Below are 16703 nucleotides of genomic sequence, written 5' to 3' on the forward strand. Positions count from 1 at the left end.
GCCGCTCTGATGGATCACGGTGCCGGCTAGGCAGGCGGATAGCGCGACATTGGCGCCGACGGAGAGATCGAGACCGGCGGTCAACACCACCAGCGTCAGACCCGAGGCGATGAAGAAGGTCAGGCTCGCCTGCCGCAGCACGTTGAGGATATTGCCGAGGCTCAGGAAGGAATCGCTGAGCACCGCGAGTACCGCGCAGATCAGGAACGCGGCGAGCAGGCGATAGAACACCTGGATCGCGTCCTGCGACAGGAAGGAGCGGGGCGGCGCGATGGTTTCTTTGGTGATGTCGGTCATGACCGGCTCCGAAGGCCATCCAGGAACAGCGCGACGATCACGAGGACGCCGACGCTCGCGACCTGCACCGAGGACGGCAGCGAGATCAGGTTCAGCCCGTTGCGCAGCACGCCCACCGCGATCACGCCGAGCACGGTGCCGAGCAGCCAGCCATTGCCCCGCTCGAAAGAGGTGCCGCCAACCGCCACCGCCGCGATGGCGTCGAATTCGAGGCCGAGGCCCGCGGTCGGATGGCCGGAATTCATGCGCGCGGTCATCAGCAGGCCGGCGATGCCGGCCATGGCGCCGCCGATCGCATAGACCGCGATCAGGAGCCGGTTCGCCGAGAGGCCGGCATAGCGCAGTGCCTCGCGATTGCCGCCGAGGGCAAAGATGTAGGTGCCGAAGCGGGTGTGATAGAGCAGGGCGTGAAAGGCCGCATAAGTGACGAGTGCCATCACGATCGGGACGGGCACGCCCAGCAGTGTTGCCGAATAAATGTCGCGCACGTTGTGGGGGATGCCGACCACGCTCTGGCCGTCGCTGACGATCAGCGACAGGCCTTGCGCCATGCCAAGCGTGCCGAGCGTCGCGACGAAGGGCGGAATGCCGAGGATCGCGACCAGCCAGCCGTTGACGGTACCGAAGGCCGCGCCGACCGCGATGCCGGCGCAGAGTCCGAGCAGCATCGACTTGGTCGCGAGCGATACGATCGCGACGCAGAGCGAGGTCAGCGTCAGCACCGCGCCCATCGACAGGTCCAGCCCCTCGGTCATGATGATCAGCGTCATCGGCAGCGCGAGCATGGTCAGGATCGTCGACTGCACCAGCACGTTTGAGAGGTTGGCAACCGACAGGAAGCCCGGCGCGAGCACCCCGAATAGCGCGATCAGGAGCACCAGCACGATGGCGACGCCGGGAATACGTTGCAGCGGATTTGGTTGCGAAACGACCGCGGCCTCACGCATGGTGCATCCCCAGTCGCACGATGTTTTCCTCCGTTAGTTCACTACGCGTCAGGTGCCCGGCGATGCGTCCCTCGCGCATCACATAGGCGCGGTCGCAGACGTGGCAAATCTCGACCTGCTCGGACGAGATCATCAGCGCCGCTGCGCCTTCTGCGACCAGACGGTCGATCAGGGCGAAGATCTCGGACTTGGCGCCGATATCGATGCCGCGGGTCGGCTCGTCGAAGATGAAGAGCTTGGCACCCGCAGCCAGCCATTTGCCGATCACGACCTTCTGCTGATTGCCACCGGACAGCAGGCCGACAGTCTGGCGCGCGCTGGGCGTCGCGATGCGGAGTTTCCGGATCAGGCTATCGGAGGTGCGTTGCGCGCTACGCTGATCGAACAGGCCACTCGGGAACAGCTTCCGCAGCGCCGACACGACGAGATTGTCGCCGACCGAGCGCAACAGCGCGAGCCCCTCGCTCTTGCGGCTTTCCGGGATCAGGGCGATGCCGCGGCGGGCGGCGACGTCGGGCTCTCCGGAGATGGTCTTGCCGTCGAAGATGATCTCGCCGGAGGTCACGGGATCCGCGCCGAAGATGGCGCGTGCCACCTCGCTGCGCCCCGAGCCGACCAGCCCGCACAGGCCGACGATCTCGCCCTGGCGGACCTCAATGTTGATGTCGGAAATGCCGGTCGGCGAGGTCAGATCCTTGACCTGCAGCAGCACCTCGCCGGGCTTGTCGGCAAAATTACGCGGATAGGTCATGTCGACATTGCGGCCGACCATCATGCGGACGAGCTGATCCGGCGTGACGTCCGCGGGACGGACGCCGTCGATGCGGCGGCCGTCGCGCAGCACCGTAATGCGGTCGCCGAGCGCAAATACCTCGGCCATGCGGTGCGAGATGTAGACGATGGAAACGCCATCGGCCTTCAGCCGGGCGATCAGCGCAAAGAGGAGCTCGGTCTCGCGATCGGATAGTGCCGCGGTCGGCTCGTCCATGACCAGGATGCGCGCGTTCTGGCTGATCGCCTTGGCGATTTCGACCATCTGCTGCTGGGCAACGCCGAGCTTGTCGACGGTGATGGAGGGATCGATGTCGAAGCCGATCGTGTCGAGCACGCGCCTGGCATCGGCCAGGATCTTGCGGCGGTCGATCGTGCCGGGAATGCGGCCCTTCGGCTCGCGGCCGAGAAAGATGTTCTGCGCGATATCGAGATAGGGGACGAGCGAGAATTCCTGAAAGATCACGGCAATGCCGAGCTTCTGCGCGTCGGCGGTCGAGGCGATCGCGACCTTTTCGCCCTTGTAGAAGAATTCGCCTGCATCGGCGCGATAGGCGCCGCACAGCACCTTCATCAGGCTCGACTTGCCGGCGCCGTTCTCGCCGAGCAGCATGTGGACCTCGCCGGGCAGGACGGCAAAGGACACGTCGTCCAGCGCCTTGACGCCCGGAAACTCCTTGCAGATGCCGCGCAGCTCGAACAGCGGCGTGGGCGAGGAGGCCTCGATGGGCAATGCCGCCGTGCTCATGCCTGGGCTCCAGTTGCAAAGATCTTTCCGGGATTCATCAGTCCATCCGGGTCCAACGCGCTCTTGATCGATCGCATCACATCGACGGCCCCGCCAAGCTCATCGGTGAGATAGTCGATCTTGCCGAGGCCGATGCCGTGCTCGCCGGTACAGGTGCCGTCCATGGCAATGGCGCGGGCGACCATGCGGGCCTGGAGGGACTTGGCGCCTTCGACCTCATCCGGCTTTGCAGGATCGATCAGGATCAGCATGTGGAAATTGCCGTCGCCGACATGGCCGACGATCGGGGCCGTGAAACCGTGCTCGTCGGCGTCGCGTCGCGTCTCGGTCAGGCACTCCGCGAGGCGCGAGATCGGCACACAGACATCCGTGATCACGGCGCGAGCTCCTGGGCGCAGGCCAAGGCCGGCATAGAGCGTGTTGTCGCGGGCGTGCCAGAGCCGGCTGCGGTCCTCCGGCGCCTTCGCCCAGGCGAAGCCATGACCGCCGTGGTCGGCGGCGATCGCCTGCGCCGCCTCGGCCTGCTCGGCGACGGAGGTCTCGGAGCCATGGAATTCGAAGAACAGGGTCGGGGCCTCGCGATAGCCGAGCTTTGCATAGGCATTGATGCCCCGCATCATGACATCGTCGAGCAGCTCGATGCGCGCCACGGGAATGGCCGACTGGATCACGGAGATCGCCGTGTCGACGGCATTGTACAGGGTGTCGAAGCTGCAGACCGCGGCTGAAATCGCCTGCGGTACAGGATGCAGTTTTAGCGTGATCTCGGTGATGACACCGAGCGTGCCTTCCGCACCGACGAACATCCGCGTCAGATCATAGCCGGCGGCGGATTTACGTGCGCGCTGGGAGGTGCGGATCACGCGGCCGTCGGCCAGCACCACCTCGAGCGCCATGACATTGTCCTTCATGGTGCCGTAGCGCACCGCCATGGTGCCGGAGGCGCGGGTCGACGTCATGCCGCCGATCGAGGCATCGGCGCCGGGATCGATCGGGAAGAACAGGCCGGTGCCGCGCAGCTCGGCATTGAGCTGCTTTCGGGTGATACCGGGCTGCACGACTGCGTCCATGTCGCTCTCGTGCACGGCCAGCACCTTGTTCATGCGTGCGAAGTCGAAGCAGACGCCGCCCGCGACGGCTGCCGCGTTGCCTTCAAGCGAGGTTCCGGCGCCAAAGGGCACGATCGGCATGCCCGCATGCGCGCAGAGCTTGACGATCTCGGCGACCTCCTGCGTCGTCTCGGGGAAGACGACGATATCAGGCGGCAGGTTGCGATAATGGGATTCGCTTTGCCCATGCTGATCGAGCACGCCGCGCGCAATGCTCGCGCGCGGGCCGATCAGGCCTGTGAGGCGATCGGCCATTGCTGCTGTGCTGACCCGTGGTCCCATCCTTGCTCCCTGTCTGCTGACGCCGCCGGACTCTTGTCGGTCCGCTATGTCGCCGTCCGGCTTAGGCCGCTTGCGCGTTGCTCGCAACCTGCTTCAAGCCGAAGTCATAGTTGAGATGAAAATACTCGCTGTCCACTATGCGACCATCCGGCGCACGGCCGGGCGGGCAGCGGACAAACTCGCGGATCAGGCTGTCCTTGACGCCGAACACCACGTCGGAGTCGAGGTACTTGTCGCCTGCGACGAACACGTGGGTCACGAGCTGCTCGAAGCCGGGCGCCGAGATCATGAAATGGACATGCGCCGGACGCCAGGGATGGCGGCCCTGCACCTCCAGCATTTCGCCCACCGGGCCGTCATGCGGGATCCGATAGGCGGCGGGCTTGACCGACCAGAAATTGAAGTGGCCGTTTGGGTCGGTGTGGAAGCGTGCGCGCATCGCGAGATCGCCGATCTCGTCGAGCTGCTGCACATCGTAATAGCCGTCATCGTCGGAATGCCAGACGTCCACAACGGCGCCCGCGAGCGGACGGCCGTCGACGGTCGAGACCGAGCCCGTGACCAGCATCGGATCGCCCTCCATCGGGCCCGAGATATCCGCCCCGATGTCCTTCTCCGGTGCTGCCTGCACGAAGAACGGCCCCAGCACCGTGGTCTCGGTCGCGCCTTCCGGCACCGGATGGTTGATCGCGTCGACCAGCATGGAGACGCCGAGTGTGTCCGACAGCAGGATGAATTCCTGGCGCTTGTCGTCGCACATGTGTCCGGTACGGGTCAGGAAATCGATGCCGTATTCCCATTCCTTCTGGGTCGGACGCACCTCGCGAACGAAGGCATGAAGATGGCGCACCAGCGCCTCGCTAACCTCCTTGATCCGCGAATCCGTCGCGCCCTTGATCCGCTCCAGCACTGCGTCCGTGATCGTGTTCTCGTTGAAGTTACGCATATGTGGCTCCGTTGATCAGAGTTTGGGCTCGCCGAGGCCGGACAGCCGCTCGAGATGCTTGACGGTCGCGATGAAGTCGGTCTCGCCGTCGCCTTGCGCGACCAGCGAGCCATAGGTCTCGCGCACCTGCGCGGCGAGCTGCAGCGGCACGCCGACGGCGTGGCCGGCGCCGAGGATCAAATCGAGGTCCTTGGCCATCTGCTTGCACGAAAAGGTGGACTCGAAATCGCGCGTCCGAAGAGGGGCGGTCTTGTACTTCACCATGGGCGAAGCGATCGCGCTGTCGTCGAGCACCTTCAAAATGTCCTGCCAGGCGATGCCACCCTTGCGTGCTAGCGCAAGGCTCTCCGCCATCATGGCCGCCGATACTGCGATCATCAGATTGACGGCGAGCTTGGCGTAGCGCGCCTCCTCGCCGGGCCCGAGATAGGTCTGCGCGCGGGTGAAGGCGGCGAACAGCGGTTTTGCGCTTTCGAACGCGTCCTTGGGGCCCGAGACGAAGCAAGTCAGCGCGCCGGTGTGAACGATGCTGGCATTGCCGGAGACCGGCGCGCGCAGATAAAGCACGCCGCGCGCCTGCGCGGCAGCATCGACTTCGGCGGAGGCCTCGGCGCTCACGGTGCTGGTCTCGATCAGCACGGCGCCAGGCGCCATCGCGCCGATGAGGCCGGTGGGGCCGAGCAACACGGCGCGCAAGGCCGTGTCATCGGGCAGGGAAGTGACGACTGCGGCCCTGCCGTTCACGGCCTCGGCGGGCGAAGCGGCAGTTGAAATGCCTTGCGCGCGCGCGTCGTCGAGTCGCGCGGCGCTCTGATCGAAGGCGGTGATCGCATAGCCGGCTTTGGCAACAAGCACCGACATCGGCAGGCCCATCTTGCCGATCCCGATGAAGGCTACATTCTTCGAAGCATCTGTCATTGTTGTTGTCCGTTGGCGCCTTTAGGCGGCGCGTCCCTGTCGTTCGATGTCCTGCACCAGCCGCCGGCCGGATTGCGCGAGCAGTTCTTTCTTCGTCTCCAGCCCCTCGACGAGCAGGCGGCCATTCCGCTTCTTCCAAGCGCCGCTGATCATGACAGCCTCAATATTGGCGAGACTCGTCTGCATGACGACGGTCGCGACGGGATCGTGCACCGGGAAGAGGTTGAGCTCGGAGGCGTTGATGATGACGAGGTCGGCGAGTTTTCCCGGCGTCAGGGAGCCGATCTGGTCCTCGCGACCAAGCATGCGCGCGCCCTCTGTCGTGATCCAGCGCAGCGCCTCGCGCACGGGAATCGTGGTCGTCGCCGGAATGGTGCCGCTAGCCTTGCGCGTCTCTGCATTGTCGAGCGCCCGCTGCATCGAGAGCGCGACGCGGGCGGCCGAGAGGAGATCGCCGGCCAGCACGGATTCGAGATCAATGCCGACTGTCGGGCGCACGCCGCGCTTCAGGAGCCGCCCGGTGATCGGGAAGCCGTGACCCTGGATCATCTCGTTTTCCGGCGTCACAGCGAAGGACACGCCGAGATCGACGAGACGGTCGAGGAGATCGTCGGGCAGATCGTTGCCGTGGACGATGTTGACGCCGGCGCCGACGAGGTCGGCCTGGATCAGCTTTTCCCAGCCGTCCGGCGTCTTCGCCGGACCACCACCCTGGTGCATCGATGCGATCAGCTTGAGTTCCCGCGCCAGGCGGAAGTCGTGCTTGGCGACGTCGAGCGTCGAATAATGCGGGCCGAGAATGGCGAGGCCAAGCGTGACGAGGCCGTCGCGATCGGCGAGGGGGCCCGCGAGCAGCCGCTCGACTTCACGGCGCGGATGCGGGATCTCCGAGAAATGCGGCTCGCCAGGCTTCGGCTCCGGCTTCGGCGAGCCGTGGAAGAAGGCTGCACGAATGCCGCTCTCGATCAGGCCGCGCACGGCGGCGTCGGTATGGTCAGGCGTCGGATTGTTGTGGCACCAGTCGACCAGCGTGGTAGTGCCGCAATTGATCTGATTCAGCGCGCCGACCAGCGTCGCGATGTAGATGTCGTCGGGCCGGAACACGGTGGCCAAGCCGGCATGCATGCGGCGGAAATATTCGAGCAGCGTCCAGTTCGCCGCATAGCCGCGCAGTGCCGTCTGCCAGGTGTGCATATGCGCGTTGATCAGGCCGGGGACGACGATGCGCCCCGTCCCGTCGACGACCTCGGTCTCAGCTGCGCCGCTGCCGAGGTCGATGCCAGGGCGTACGTCGACAATACGGTTGCCCTCGATCAGCACATCGCCGGTGCGGAGATCGCCAATCGCATCATCCATGCTGATGACCGTGGCGGATTTGATCAGCGTGCGCCGCATCGCCTCAGGCCGCCGCTTTGGTCGCGCCCGGCGGCTCGCCGGCCCAGGCGCGCGCGATCACGTCGCGGATGGCACTGCGCTCGAGCGGGCGCGGATTCCAGTAGGCGTTGGTGACCGCGAGATCGGCCGCCTTGTCAATGCCGTTCTCGGGCATGCCGACGTCGCGCAGCGCAAGCTTTGCATTCAGCCGCTTCGCGAGATCGTAGAGACCCCGCGATGCATCGGCAGCGCCGATCGCGCGCGAGATGCGCGCCATCGCATCGGGCACGGCGGGTGCGTTGTAGGCCAGCGCATGCGGCAGCACGATGGTGTGGGTCTCGGCGTGCGGCAGATCAAAGGTGCCGCCGAGCGTGTGGCAGAGCTTGTGATGCAGCGCCATGCCGACAGTGCCGAGGCAGACGCCACACAGCCAGGCGCCATAGAGCGCTTCGGTGCGGGCGTCGCGGTCGTCGCTCTTCGCGGCGATGGCGGGCAGGGCGCGTGCCAACGCGCGGATGCCTTCCTCCGCCATGAGCGAGGTGACAGGATTTATGTCGCGCGCGTAAAGCGCTTCCACCGCATGCGCGATCGCGTTGATGCCGGAGGTCGCAGCCAGACCCACCGCTAGCGTCAAGGTGAGATCGACATCGTAGATCACGGTCTCCGGCAGCACCGCCGCGTCGCGCACCGTGGTCTTCAGGCCGTTCTCGGTCTGGCCGACGATCGGCGTCATCTCCGAGCCGGCATAGGTGGTGGGAATGCAGAGCTGGTTGACGCCGGTGCGCAAGGCCAGCGCCTTGCCGAGGCCCGTGGTCGATCCGCCGCCGAGCGACACGACGCAGTCCGCATCGCACGCTTTCATCGCGGTGAGGGCCCGCTCCGTGACGTCGACCGGCGTATGCATGGTCGCGCCGGGGAACAGTCCGGCATAGAACGGTCCGAGGGCCGCGCCTAAGCTCTTGCCTTGCGCCTCCTGCTGCGGCGTCGTCAGCACGAGCGCGCGCTTGCCGCCGAGCCGTTCGACCTCGGCTTTGGCCGCAGCAATCGTGCCGCTGCCGAACACGACGCGGCAGGGCAGGTTTTCAAAGGTGAACGAACCGATCATGCGCCGGTCTCTTTGATGGGATAATCGACCTGGAAGCGTCCGGTCCGCAAGTCGCCGAGCGCCTCGCGCACGCGCAGATGCTCCGGGTGGGTGGCGTAGGCCGCGAGCGCGGCCTGGTTGGTGAATTCGGAGAACAGCACCACGTCGCAGGCGTAATCGACATCGCTGACGTCGAGGCCGACCTCGATGTGGGTGAGGCCGTCGATCCGGCCCTTGAGGCCCTCGAACAGGGTCTTGACCTTCAGCCGGGCGGCGGAGCGCTCCTCGGAGGTTTCCCCACGCAGCCGCCACATCACGATGTGCCTGATCGGGCCCGACATTTTCCTGTTTCCTCGCCTGCCGCCTTGCTTGTTTGCGCGGCATTTTGCCTTGCAGAACACGGAAATAAAGGCCAATATTTGTAAGTCTCTTTTTCGATCCGTGCAAAAATGGACCGCTTGCTTCAACTGGAGGTGTTCTCCAAGACGGCCGAGCTCGGCAGCCTCTCCAAAGCGGCCGAGGCGCTGCGGATGTCGAACGCGGCCGCGAGCCGTTACCTGAGCGCGCTGGAGGAGCGCCTCGCGGTGCGGCTGATCGAGCGCAACACCCGCCGATTGTGGTTGACGGAGGCGGGGCAGGAGCTTTTGGAACGTTGCGGCCCGGTTCTGAACGAACTGGCGGAAGCCGAGGATATCGTCAGCGATCGCGCATTGTCGCCTCAGGGCGTGCTGCGGGTCACGAGCTCGCTGTCCTTTGCGGTGATCTATCTGGCGCCGATGCTGCCGGCGTTTCGCACGCGTTACCCCAAGCTCAATCTACAGATCACCACCGCGAACCGGTATCCGGATTTCATCGAGGCCGGCATCGACGTGGCGATCCGAACCCGCGAGCACGAGCCGGATTCGAACATCGTCGTACGCCGTATCGGCCAGATGCGCCGCGTGCTGGCGGCCGCGCCCTCTTATCTCGCAAGCTGCGGCCGGCCAGAACAGCCCGCCGATCTCGCGCGTCACAACATGCTTGTCTACAACCTTGCCAACGATCCCTATTCCCTGCGCCTGCGCAAAGGCAATGGAGCGCAGACCATCCGCATCACGCCGACGCTCGACAGCAATGACGGCCAGGTCATCCGCGGCGCGGCGCTGGCAGGCCTCGGCATTCTGATCCAGCCGCTCTACATCGTTCAGAGCGACATCGCGGCGGGCCGTCTCGTCCCGGTGCTGATGGACTGGGAGCTGCCTCTGCTCACCATGAACATCGCGTATCAGAACCGTGCCGGGCTGCCAGCCAAGATCAGGGTCTTCTCAGACTTCCTGGTGACCTACATCCGCGAGCACTCAGAGCCGGGGATCTGGATGGATGCAACGAAGTAAGTGATACAGTTTGGAATTCTGATTGCTTCCGAGAAGGCATATCCATTGAAAGCCAGGACATCCGGGACCGCGTGGCGGCATGCCAACATCGGTCGCCTGCTCAACAACGCCGTGCGACGTTTCGAAGGCCGTGTGCTCGAATTGATGAGCGACCGGGGGCACGACGAAACGCGAATCGCGCATGTGAGCCTGACCCGCAATCTCGACGTGGAGGGGACGAGGCTCACAGAGCTCGCCCGCCGTGCGTCGATGAGCAAGCAGGCGATGGGCGAGCTGGTCGATCAATGCGCCGAGCTCGGATTGGTCGATCGCATTGCCGATCCGACCGACCGACGCGCCCGCATCGTCATGTTCACGCCGGCCGGGCTCGAATGGCTCGACGCGTTCCGCGATGCCGTCGACATCGCCGAACAGGAGATGCGTGCCGAGCTCGGCAAGGCGACGATGGACGCAATCCTGAAGGGACTTGCGGTCTATGGCGCGAAGTTCGACACGCTCAGATGACAAGGATTAGTCAGGTTACTTGACGATATCGTCAGGCTACCTTACCATGCAGGATAATGCTGGTAGGGAGAAGCGTCTTGGAGACACGTCTGACGGCCTCGGTGCTCATCGTGGGCGGGGGCCCATGCGGGCTGATGCTGGCCAATGAGCTCGGCCGCCGCGGTGTGTCCGCGGTCCTCGTCGATGAAAAGCCGGGGACGGCGTTCAATCCGCAAGCCAATGCGACGCAGGCCCGCTCGATGGAGCATTATCGGCGGCTGGGATTTGCGGACGAGATCAGGCGCGAAGGCCTGCCCGCCGATTATCCGACCGACGTCGCCTACTTCACCCGCTACACCGGTTATGAGCTGGCGCGGTTTCAATTGCCCTCATCGTCACGTGCGAGCGAGCTCATCAAGGGCTTGTCGGGCTCCTGGAGCGCCGCCGAGCTGCCGCATCGCGTCTCGCAGAAATATGTCGAGGCGGTGCTGCGCCGGCATGCTGAACGGCTCCCCGGAATCCAGCTCAACTATGGTCACCGGCTGGTCAGCTACTCCGCGAGCAATGACGGCATTGTCGGCGAGATCGAATGCCTCGGCGATGGCCGCCGCTTTCAGGTCCGTGCCGATTTCCTGGTCGGTGCCGACGGGCCGCGTTCGATGGTCCGGCAATCGCTTGGGATCGTCTACGGCGGCGAGACCGGGACGCAGCGTGATTTCATGGGCGGGCGGATGCTGGCGGTCTATCTCCGTTCGTCCGATTTCTACGCGAGCATCCCGCACGCCAAGGCGTGGATGTACAACTGCTTCAACGGCGATCGCCGCGCCTTCATGGCATCCGTGAACGGGCGCGACGAATTCGCGTTCCACACGCAGCTACGGCCAGGCGAAGACGAGAGCGCGATCACGATCAATGAGGCCAAGGCGGCGTTCCAGCGCGCCTGCGGCGCGCCGATCGCATGCGAGGTGCTCTCGTTCCTGACCTGGACCGCAGGTCACGCGCTGGTCGCGAATGGAATGCAGCGGGGCAGGGTTTTCCTTGGCGGCGACGCGGCGCATCTGTTCACGCCGACCGGTGGCCTCGGCTACAACACCGCGATCGAGGATGCGGTCAATCTCGGTTGGAAGCTCGCAAGTGTCGTCAAGGGTGTGAGCCCGGCTGCGCTCCTCGACAGCTACGAGATCGAGCGGCGTCCGGTGGCGCTCCGCAACACCGATTATGCACGCCGCTTCGCCGACTCCCTCGGGCTCTTCGCGCCCGCGCCTGAGATCGAGGATGCGACGGAAGTCGGCAGCGAGGCGCGGCGGACGGCAGGTATCTATCTCGAACAGCACGCCCGCGCCGAGTTCAACATTCCCGGCGTCACCTTCGGTGGACGTTACGACGGCTCGCCGGTCATCGTGTCCGACGGCAGCCTGCCGCCGGCCGATGCTGCGAATGTCTACGAGCCGAGCGCCTGTCCTGGCGGTCGTGCACCCCATGCGTGGCTGGAAGGCGGCCTGTCCTTGTACGACCTGTTCGGATTTGAGTGGACGCTGCTCCAGTTCGGTGAGGTGGCATCCGCTCACGCTCCGCTCGGCGAGGCCGTGCGTGCGCTCGGGGGCGATGTGAAACTCGTCACGCTGCCGAGGTCCTTGCGCGATCTCTACGAAGCGGACCTCGCTCTCATACGTCCCGATCAAATCATCGCCTGGCGCGGCAGCGCATCGCAGGCCGGGATGATCGGGCGCGTCTTTGCCCGCGCGCTCGGGCACAGCGCGAGCAACGGCGCGCGTCTGGCAAGCTGATCCAATCCCGTCGCCGCGTCCGACCTGCGGCTGTGCGGCAATAACAACAAAACGACAATGACACCGGAGGAGGATAACGTGACGACAAGGACACTCGAGGACTACGACGATCACGCGGCCGCCGTCATCGGCGCCGAGAAAACGGCAAGCAGCTGGCGGCGCATTCTGATCGCCGGCACGATCGGCACCGCGATCGAATGGTACGATTTCTTCATCTACGGCCTGATCGCGCCGCTGGTGTTCGACCAGCTCTTCTTTCCGAAATTCGACCAGCTCACGGCCACCATCGCGGTCTTCGCAACGTTTGCCGTCGGATTTTTGGCACGGCCGCTCGGTGGAATCGTGTTCGGACATTTCGGTGATCGCTTGGGCCGCAAATCCGTCCTGTTGTGCACGTTGCTCATGATGGGACTTGCGACCATGTCGATCGGACTATTGCCGACCTACGCCAGCGCGGGCCTGACTGCCACCATCGCGCTCGTCGTGCTGCGCTTCCTTCAGGGTTTTGCGCTCGGTGGCGAGTCGACCGCGGCGATCCTCATGGCGATCGAAACGGCTCCCGGCCACCAGCGCGGCTTATCTGCCGCCGTGATCCAGGCCGCAGGGCCCGTCGGCGTCGTGCTCGCCTCGTTCGCCGCGCTCGCGATCTCGCGGCTGCCGGAGGCGGACCTGCTGTCATGGGGCTGGCGCGTTCCGTTCCTGATTAGCGCGGTCCTCGTCGCGCTCGGCGTCTATATGCGCCTGCGCATCGAGGAGAGCGCGACGTTCCGCGAGGCGGGAGAGGCCGAAGCTGTACCTGCGGTCGAGGCGGTCAGGGGACACTGGCGACCGATCCTCATCGTATTCTTTGCCGAGATGGCGCAGACATCCTATTTCTACCTGACGGCAATCTTCACCATCTCCTTCGCAACGCGCCAGCTCGGCGTCCAGAAGGACGTGATTACGCAGGCCGTGCTGTTCGCCAATCTCGTCGGCCTCGTTGCGATGCCGCTCATCGGCGCCTGGTCCGACCGGATCGGACGCAAACGGCTGTTCCTCGCCGGCGTCGCGCTCGCGACCATCTCGATGTTTGCGTTCTACGGCGTGGTCGCAAGCCGTGACACGCTGCTCGTGATGGCCGCGGTGATATTGGCCGCAGGTGTGATCCATCCCCTGATGTTCAGCACCGAGGGGAGCTATTTCCCCGAGCTGTTTCCGACCCGGATCCGCTTCACCGGCGTGTCGATCGGAAAGCAGCTCGGGACGGTGCTCGGCGGCGGCATCGCGCCGCTGGTCGCCACCAGCCTGTTTGCGCAGACGGGCTCGACCTACGCCATCACCGGATATTACGTCGCTCTCGCGCTCGCGGCGATGATCGCGCTCGGCTTCTCGCGGGAAACCAGCAAATCGCGGCTGCTCGGCTAGGCCAGTGCCATCACCAACACAAGTGAGGTTCTCATGGACGTCAGTCTTCTGATCAACGGGCACGATCAGGCCGCTTCCAGCGGCAAGGTGTTCGAACGGCGCAATCCGCTGTCGCAGGAGGTCGCGAGCCGAGCCGCCGCTGCGACGGTTTCGGATGCCGACGCCGCCGTGGCGACTGCCTCTGCCGCGCTGGTGCAGTGGTCGGTACTCGGGCCGAACGCGCGGCGCGGTCTGCTCTTGAAGGCGGCCGATGCGCTCGAGGCCAAGCGCGATGCCTTCATCCGGATCATGATGGCCGAGATCGGCACCACGGAAGTCTGGTCATCCTTCAACGTGAAGCTTGCGACCGGCATGCTGCGCGAAGCGGCATCGCTGACCACGCAGGTTGCGGGTGAGGTGATCCCGTCCGACAAGCCGGGATGCCTCGCGATGGCTGTTCGCCAGCCGGCCGGTGTATGCCTCGGTATTGCGCCCTGGAATGCCCCGATTATTCTCGGCGTCCGCGCGGTAGCGACGCCGCTCGCCTGCGGTAACACCGTGGTGCTGAAGGCATCCGAGATCTGCCCCGGAACGCACCGGTTGATCGGAGAAGTGTTCAGGGATGCCGGCTTCCTGCCGGGTGTTGTGAACGTCGTGACTAATGCGCCGGCAGACGCACCGGCCGTGGTCGAACGCCTCATTGCAAATCGCGCCGTGCGGCGGATCAATTTCACCGGCTCGACCCGCGTCGGCCGCGTCATTGCCGAGCTCGCCGGACGTCACCTCAAGCCCGTGCTGCTCGAGCTCGGCGGCAAGGCGCCTCTGGTTGTGCTCGACGATGCCGACCTTGATGCCGCGGTGGCGGCCGTGGCGTTCGGCGCCTTCATCAACCAGGGCCAGGTCTGCATGTCGACGGAGCGGGTGATTGTCGATGAAACGGTGGCCGATCAGTTCGTCGCGAAGCTCGCCAAGAAGGCTGGCGCGCTTCCGGCCGGCGACCCGCGCTCCGGCCCGGTGGTGATCGGCTCGATGATCGACGAGGCCCCGGCCAAGCACGTCGTCACGCTGATCGAAGACGCGATCGGCAAGGGCGCCGTCAAGCTCGCGGGCGGAGAGCGCGCCGGCACGGTTGTGCCGGCAACGGTGCTCGATCGTGTCGCGCCCGGCATGCGCATCTACATCGAAGAGAGTTTTGGTCCCGTCGTCTCGGTCATCCGTGCGCGCGGGGTGGATGATGCGGTGCGTCTCGCCAATGACACCGAGTACGGCCTCTCGGCTGCCGTGTTCGGCCGCGACGTCGCGCGTGCGCTCACAGTGGCGCAGCGCATCGAAAGCGGCATTTGCCATGTCAACGGACCGACCGTGCATGACGAGGCGCAGATGCCGTTCGGCGGCGTGAAGGGATCGGGCTACGGCCGCTTCGGCGGCCAGGCCGGCATCGCAGAGTTCACCGATCTGCGCTGGATCACCATCGAGACGCAGCCGCAGCACTATCCCTTCTGATTGCACAACGATACGACGCGAAGCATGCCAGAAAATCACTCCATGAATTCGAAAGTCTTGACGGTTCGGGAAGCGACCCTCGGTGTGCTTCGTTCCTTCGGTGTTGATCGTGTCTTCGGCAATCCGGGTTCGACGGAGCTTGCCTTTCTGCATGATTGGCCCGACGACATCGACTATGTGCTCGGTTTGCAGGAAGGCTGCGTCATCGGCATGGCCGATGGTTATGCGCAGGCGACCGGACGCGCGACCTTCGTCAACCTGCACTCGGCGGCCGGGCTCGGTCACGCGCTCGGCAATCTCTTCACCGCGTTCCGCAACAAGACGCCGATGGTCGTGACTGCGGGGCAGCAGGCGCGCAGCCTGCTCCGGATGCGGCCCTATCTCTTCGCCGAGGATGCCGAACAGTTTCCAAAACCCTACGTGAAATGGAGTTCGGAACCCGCGCGGGCGGAGGATGTCCCTGCAGCCATTGTGCAAGCCTTTCTCACCGCCATGCAGCATCCGCGTGGCCCGACATTCGTTTCAATTCCGTCGGACGACTGGGCGCGTCCTGCGTCGCCTCCGCCCGTTCGACGTATCGCGACGGAGTTTGCTCCTGATGCGGCTGCAATCATTCGACTGGGCGCGGCGATCGGAGCGGCAAAGAGGCCTGCTTTCGTCGTTGGACCCGAAGTCGACCGCAACGGCTGTGTCGAGGCGATGGTCGCCGTCGCGGAGCGAGCGAGGGCGGCCGTCTGGGCAAGCCCAATGTCGAGTCGGGCGAGCTTTCCGGAATTGCACCCGCAATTCGCGGGCTTCCTTCCGGCTGCGCCGGGAGGCCTCGCCCGCGCCTTGCGCGGGGCCGATCTGATCGTCGTGGTCGGGGCGCCCGTATTCACCTTCCATGTCGAGGGGCAATGCGAACTGCTCGACGACGGAACACCGGTCTGGCAGATCACCGACGATCCGACTGAGGCCGCATCCGCGGCTGTCGGCGACACCATCATCAGCACGCTCCCAAAGGCGCTCGTCGCGCTTCGCTCGGCGCTGCCGGATGTCGCGCAGCGCGAGGCGCCGGCTGCCCGCACGCGGCCCGCCGTTCCCTCCGCGAAAAATCCAATCCCGCCCGCCTATGCGCTGAGCCGGCTGTCGGAACTGATGCCGCGCGATGCGATCGTGGTGGAGGAGGCACCGCCGCATCGTCCCGCCATTCAGCAGTTCCTGCCGCGGCCGGGAGCGGACAGCTTCTACACCATGGCGAGCGGCGGGCTTGGCTACAGCCTGCCGGCCTCGGTCGGCGTGGCGCTGGCGCGGCCGGGCCGCCGCATCGTGGGGCTGATCGGTGATGGATCGGCGATGTACTGCGTGCAGGCGATCTGGACCGCGGCGCAACGCAAGTTGCCGATCACGTTCGTGGTCATGAACAATTCGGGCTATGGCGCGATGCGCGCCTTCAGCCAGCTCATACAGGCGCATCGCCCGCCCGGGATCGTCCTGCCCGGACTCGACTTCGTGGCGCTCGCCAAGGGACTTGGCTGCCCGGGCCGGCGGGTGACCGACGTCGACGATCTCGATCGCATTCTGACTGAAGCATTGGCATCACACGGCCCGATGCTGGTCGATCTCGCAGTCGACGACGCCACGACGGATCTGTTCAGCCACTCTCGCTAGGTCTTCGGAGCGCTAGATGCGCGATCGCCGGCGAGCTGGGAAAGCTCG

The 16703-nt window shown here is 65.3% G+C and carries 14 protein-coding genes and 1 pseudogene; 6 read left to right on the forward strand and 9 right to left on the reverse strand.

The window, feature by feature from the left end:
* The 9 genes and pseudogenes from AYJ54_RS52315 to AYJ54_RS14845 all read right to left on the reverse strand — a co-directional run.
* Positions 1-297: pseudogene (locus tag AYJ54_RS52315) on the reverse strand (ABC transporter permease); the annotation flags it as partial.
* The gene (locus AYJ54_RS14810; protein WP_063699625.1) at positions 294-1244 is read right to left on the reverse strand and encodes an ABC transporter permease; all 951 of its coding nucleotides are present in this window, start codon (positions 1242-1244) and stop codon (positions 294-296) included. The pseudogene AYJ54_RS52315 and the gene AYJ54_RS14810, both read right to left, overlap by 4 nt.
* A complete protein-coding gene (locus tag AYJ54_RS14815; protein WP_063699626.1) occupies positions 1237-2763 on the reverse strand; it encodes a sugar ABC transporter ATP-binding protein in 1527 nt (508 codons plus the stop codon). The genes AYJ54_RS14810 and AYJ54_RS14815 overlap by 8 nt, the downstream gene beginning before the upstream one ends.
* Positions 2760-4154: an FAD-linked oxidase C-terminal domain-containing protein gene (locus AYJ54_RS14820; RefSeq protein WP_063699627.1), complete on the reverse strand. Its 1395-nt coding sequence runs from the start codon at positions 4152-4154 to the stop codon at positions 2760-2762. The genes AYJ54_RS14815 and AYJ54_RS14820 overlap by 4 nt, the downstream gene beginning before the upstream one ends.
* 61 nt (positions 4155-4215) lie before the next feature.
* The gene (locus AYJ54_RS14825; protein ID WP_063699628.1) at positions 4216-5100 is read right to left on the reverse strand and encodes an intradiol ring-cleavage dioxygenase; all 885 of its coding nucleotides are present in this window, start codon (positions 5098-5100) and stop codon (positions 4216-4218) included.
* Positions 5101-5115: 15 nt separating this feature from the next.
* Positions 5116-6018, reverse strand: a complete 903-nt coding sequence (locus tag AYJ54_RS14830; protein ID WP_063699629.1) for an NAD(P)-dependent oxidoreductase — start codon at positions 6016-6018, stop codon at positions 5116-5118.
* Positions 6019-6039: 21 nt separating this feature from the next.
* Positions 6040-7413: an amidohydrolase family protein gene (locus AYJ54_RS14835; RefSeq protein WP_063699630.1), complete on the reverse strand. Its 1374-nt coding sequence runs from the start codon at positions 7411-7413 to the stop codon at positions 6040-6042.
* A 4-nt stretch (positions 7414-7417) separates the two neighbouring features.
* On the reverse strand, positions 7418-8497 hold the full coding sequence (locus AYJ54_RS14840) for a maleylacetate reductase (RefSeq protein ID WP_063699631.1): 1080 nt from the start codon (positions 8495-8497) through the stop codon (positions 7418-7420).
* On the reverse strand, positions 8494-8817 hold the full coding sequence (locus tag AYJ54_RS14845) for a Dabb family protein (protein WP_063699735.1): 324 nt from the start codon (positions 8815-8817) through the stop codon (positions 8494-8496). Before AYJ54_RS14845 ends, AYJ54_RS14840 begins: the two co-directional genes overlap by 4 nt.
* Before the next feature lie 108 nt (positions 8818-8925).
* Between AYJ54_RS14845 and AYJ54_RS14850 the strand changes: the two genes are divergently transcribed.
* From AYJ54_RS14850 to mdlC, 6 genes are all read left to right on the forward strand, one after another.
* The gene (locus AYJ54_RS14850) at positions 8926-9849 is read left to right on the forward strand and encodes a LysR family transcriptional regulator (RefSeq protein ID WP_063699632.1); all 924 of its coding nucleotides are present in this window, start codon (positions 8926-8928) and stop codon (positions 9847-9849) included.
* A 45-nt stretch (positions 9850-9894) separates the two neighbouring features.
* Positions 9895-10353, forward strand: coding sequence for a MarR family winged helix-turn-helix transcriptional regulator (locus AYJ54_RS14855; protein ID WP_063699633.1), 459 nt, complete (start codon positions 9895-9897; stop codon positions 10351-10353).
* Between the two features lie 56 nt (positions 10354-10409).
* Complete coding sequence (locus tag AYJ54_RS14860) at positions 10410-12119, forward strand: FAD-dependent oxidoreductase (protein WP_063699634.1); 1710 nt, start codon at positions 10410-10412, stop codon at positions 12117-12119.
* Positions 12120-12197: 78 nt separating this feature from the next.
* Entirely contained in the window at positions 12198-13523 is a 1326-nt protein-coding gene (locus AYJ54_RS14865; RefSeq protein ID WP_063699736.1) for an MFS transporter, read from the forward strand.
* A 33-nt stretch (positions 13524-13556) separates the two neighbouring features.
* Entirely contained in the window at positions 13557-15005 is a 1449-nt protein-coding gene (locus AYJ54_RS14870; RefSeq protein WP_063699635.1) for an aldehyde dehydrogenase, read from the forward strand.
* Positions 15006-15029: 24 nt separating this feature from the next.
* The gene (mdlC, locus tag AYJ54_RS14875) at positions 15030-16655 is read left to right on the forward strand and encodes a benzoylformate decarboxylase (RefSeq protein ID WP_063699636.1); all 1626 of its coding nucleotides are present in this window, start codon (positions 15030-15032) and stop codon (positions 16653-16655) included.
* Positions 16656-16703: the final 48 nt, after the last annotated feature.

It is taken from the genome of Bradyrhizobium centrolobii (assembly GCF_001641635.1).
Taxonomy (GTDB): domain Bacteria; phylum Pseudomonadota; class Alphaproteobacteria; order Rhizobiales; family Xanthobacteraceae; genus Bradyrhizobium; species Bradyrhizobium centrolobii.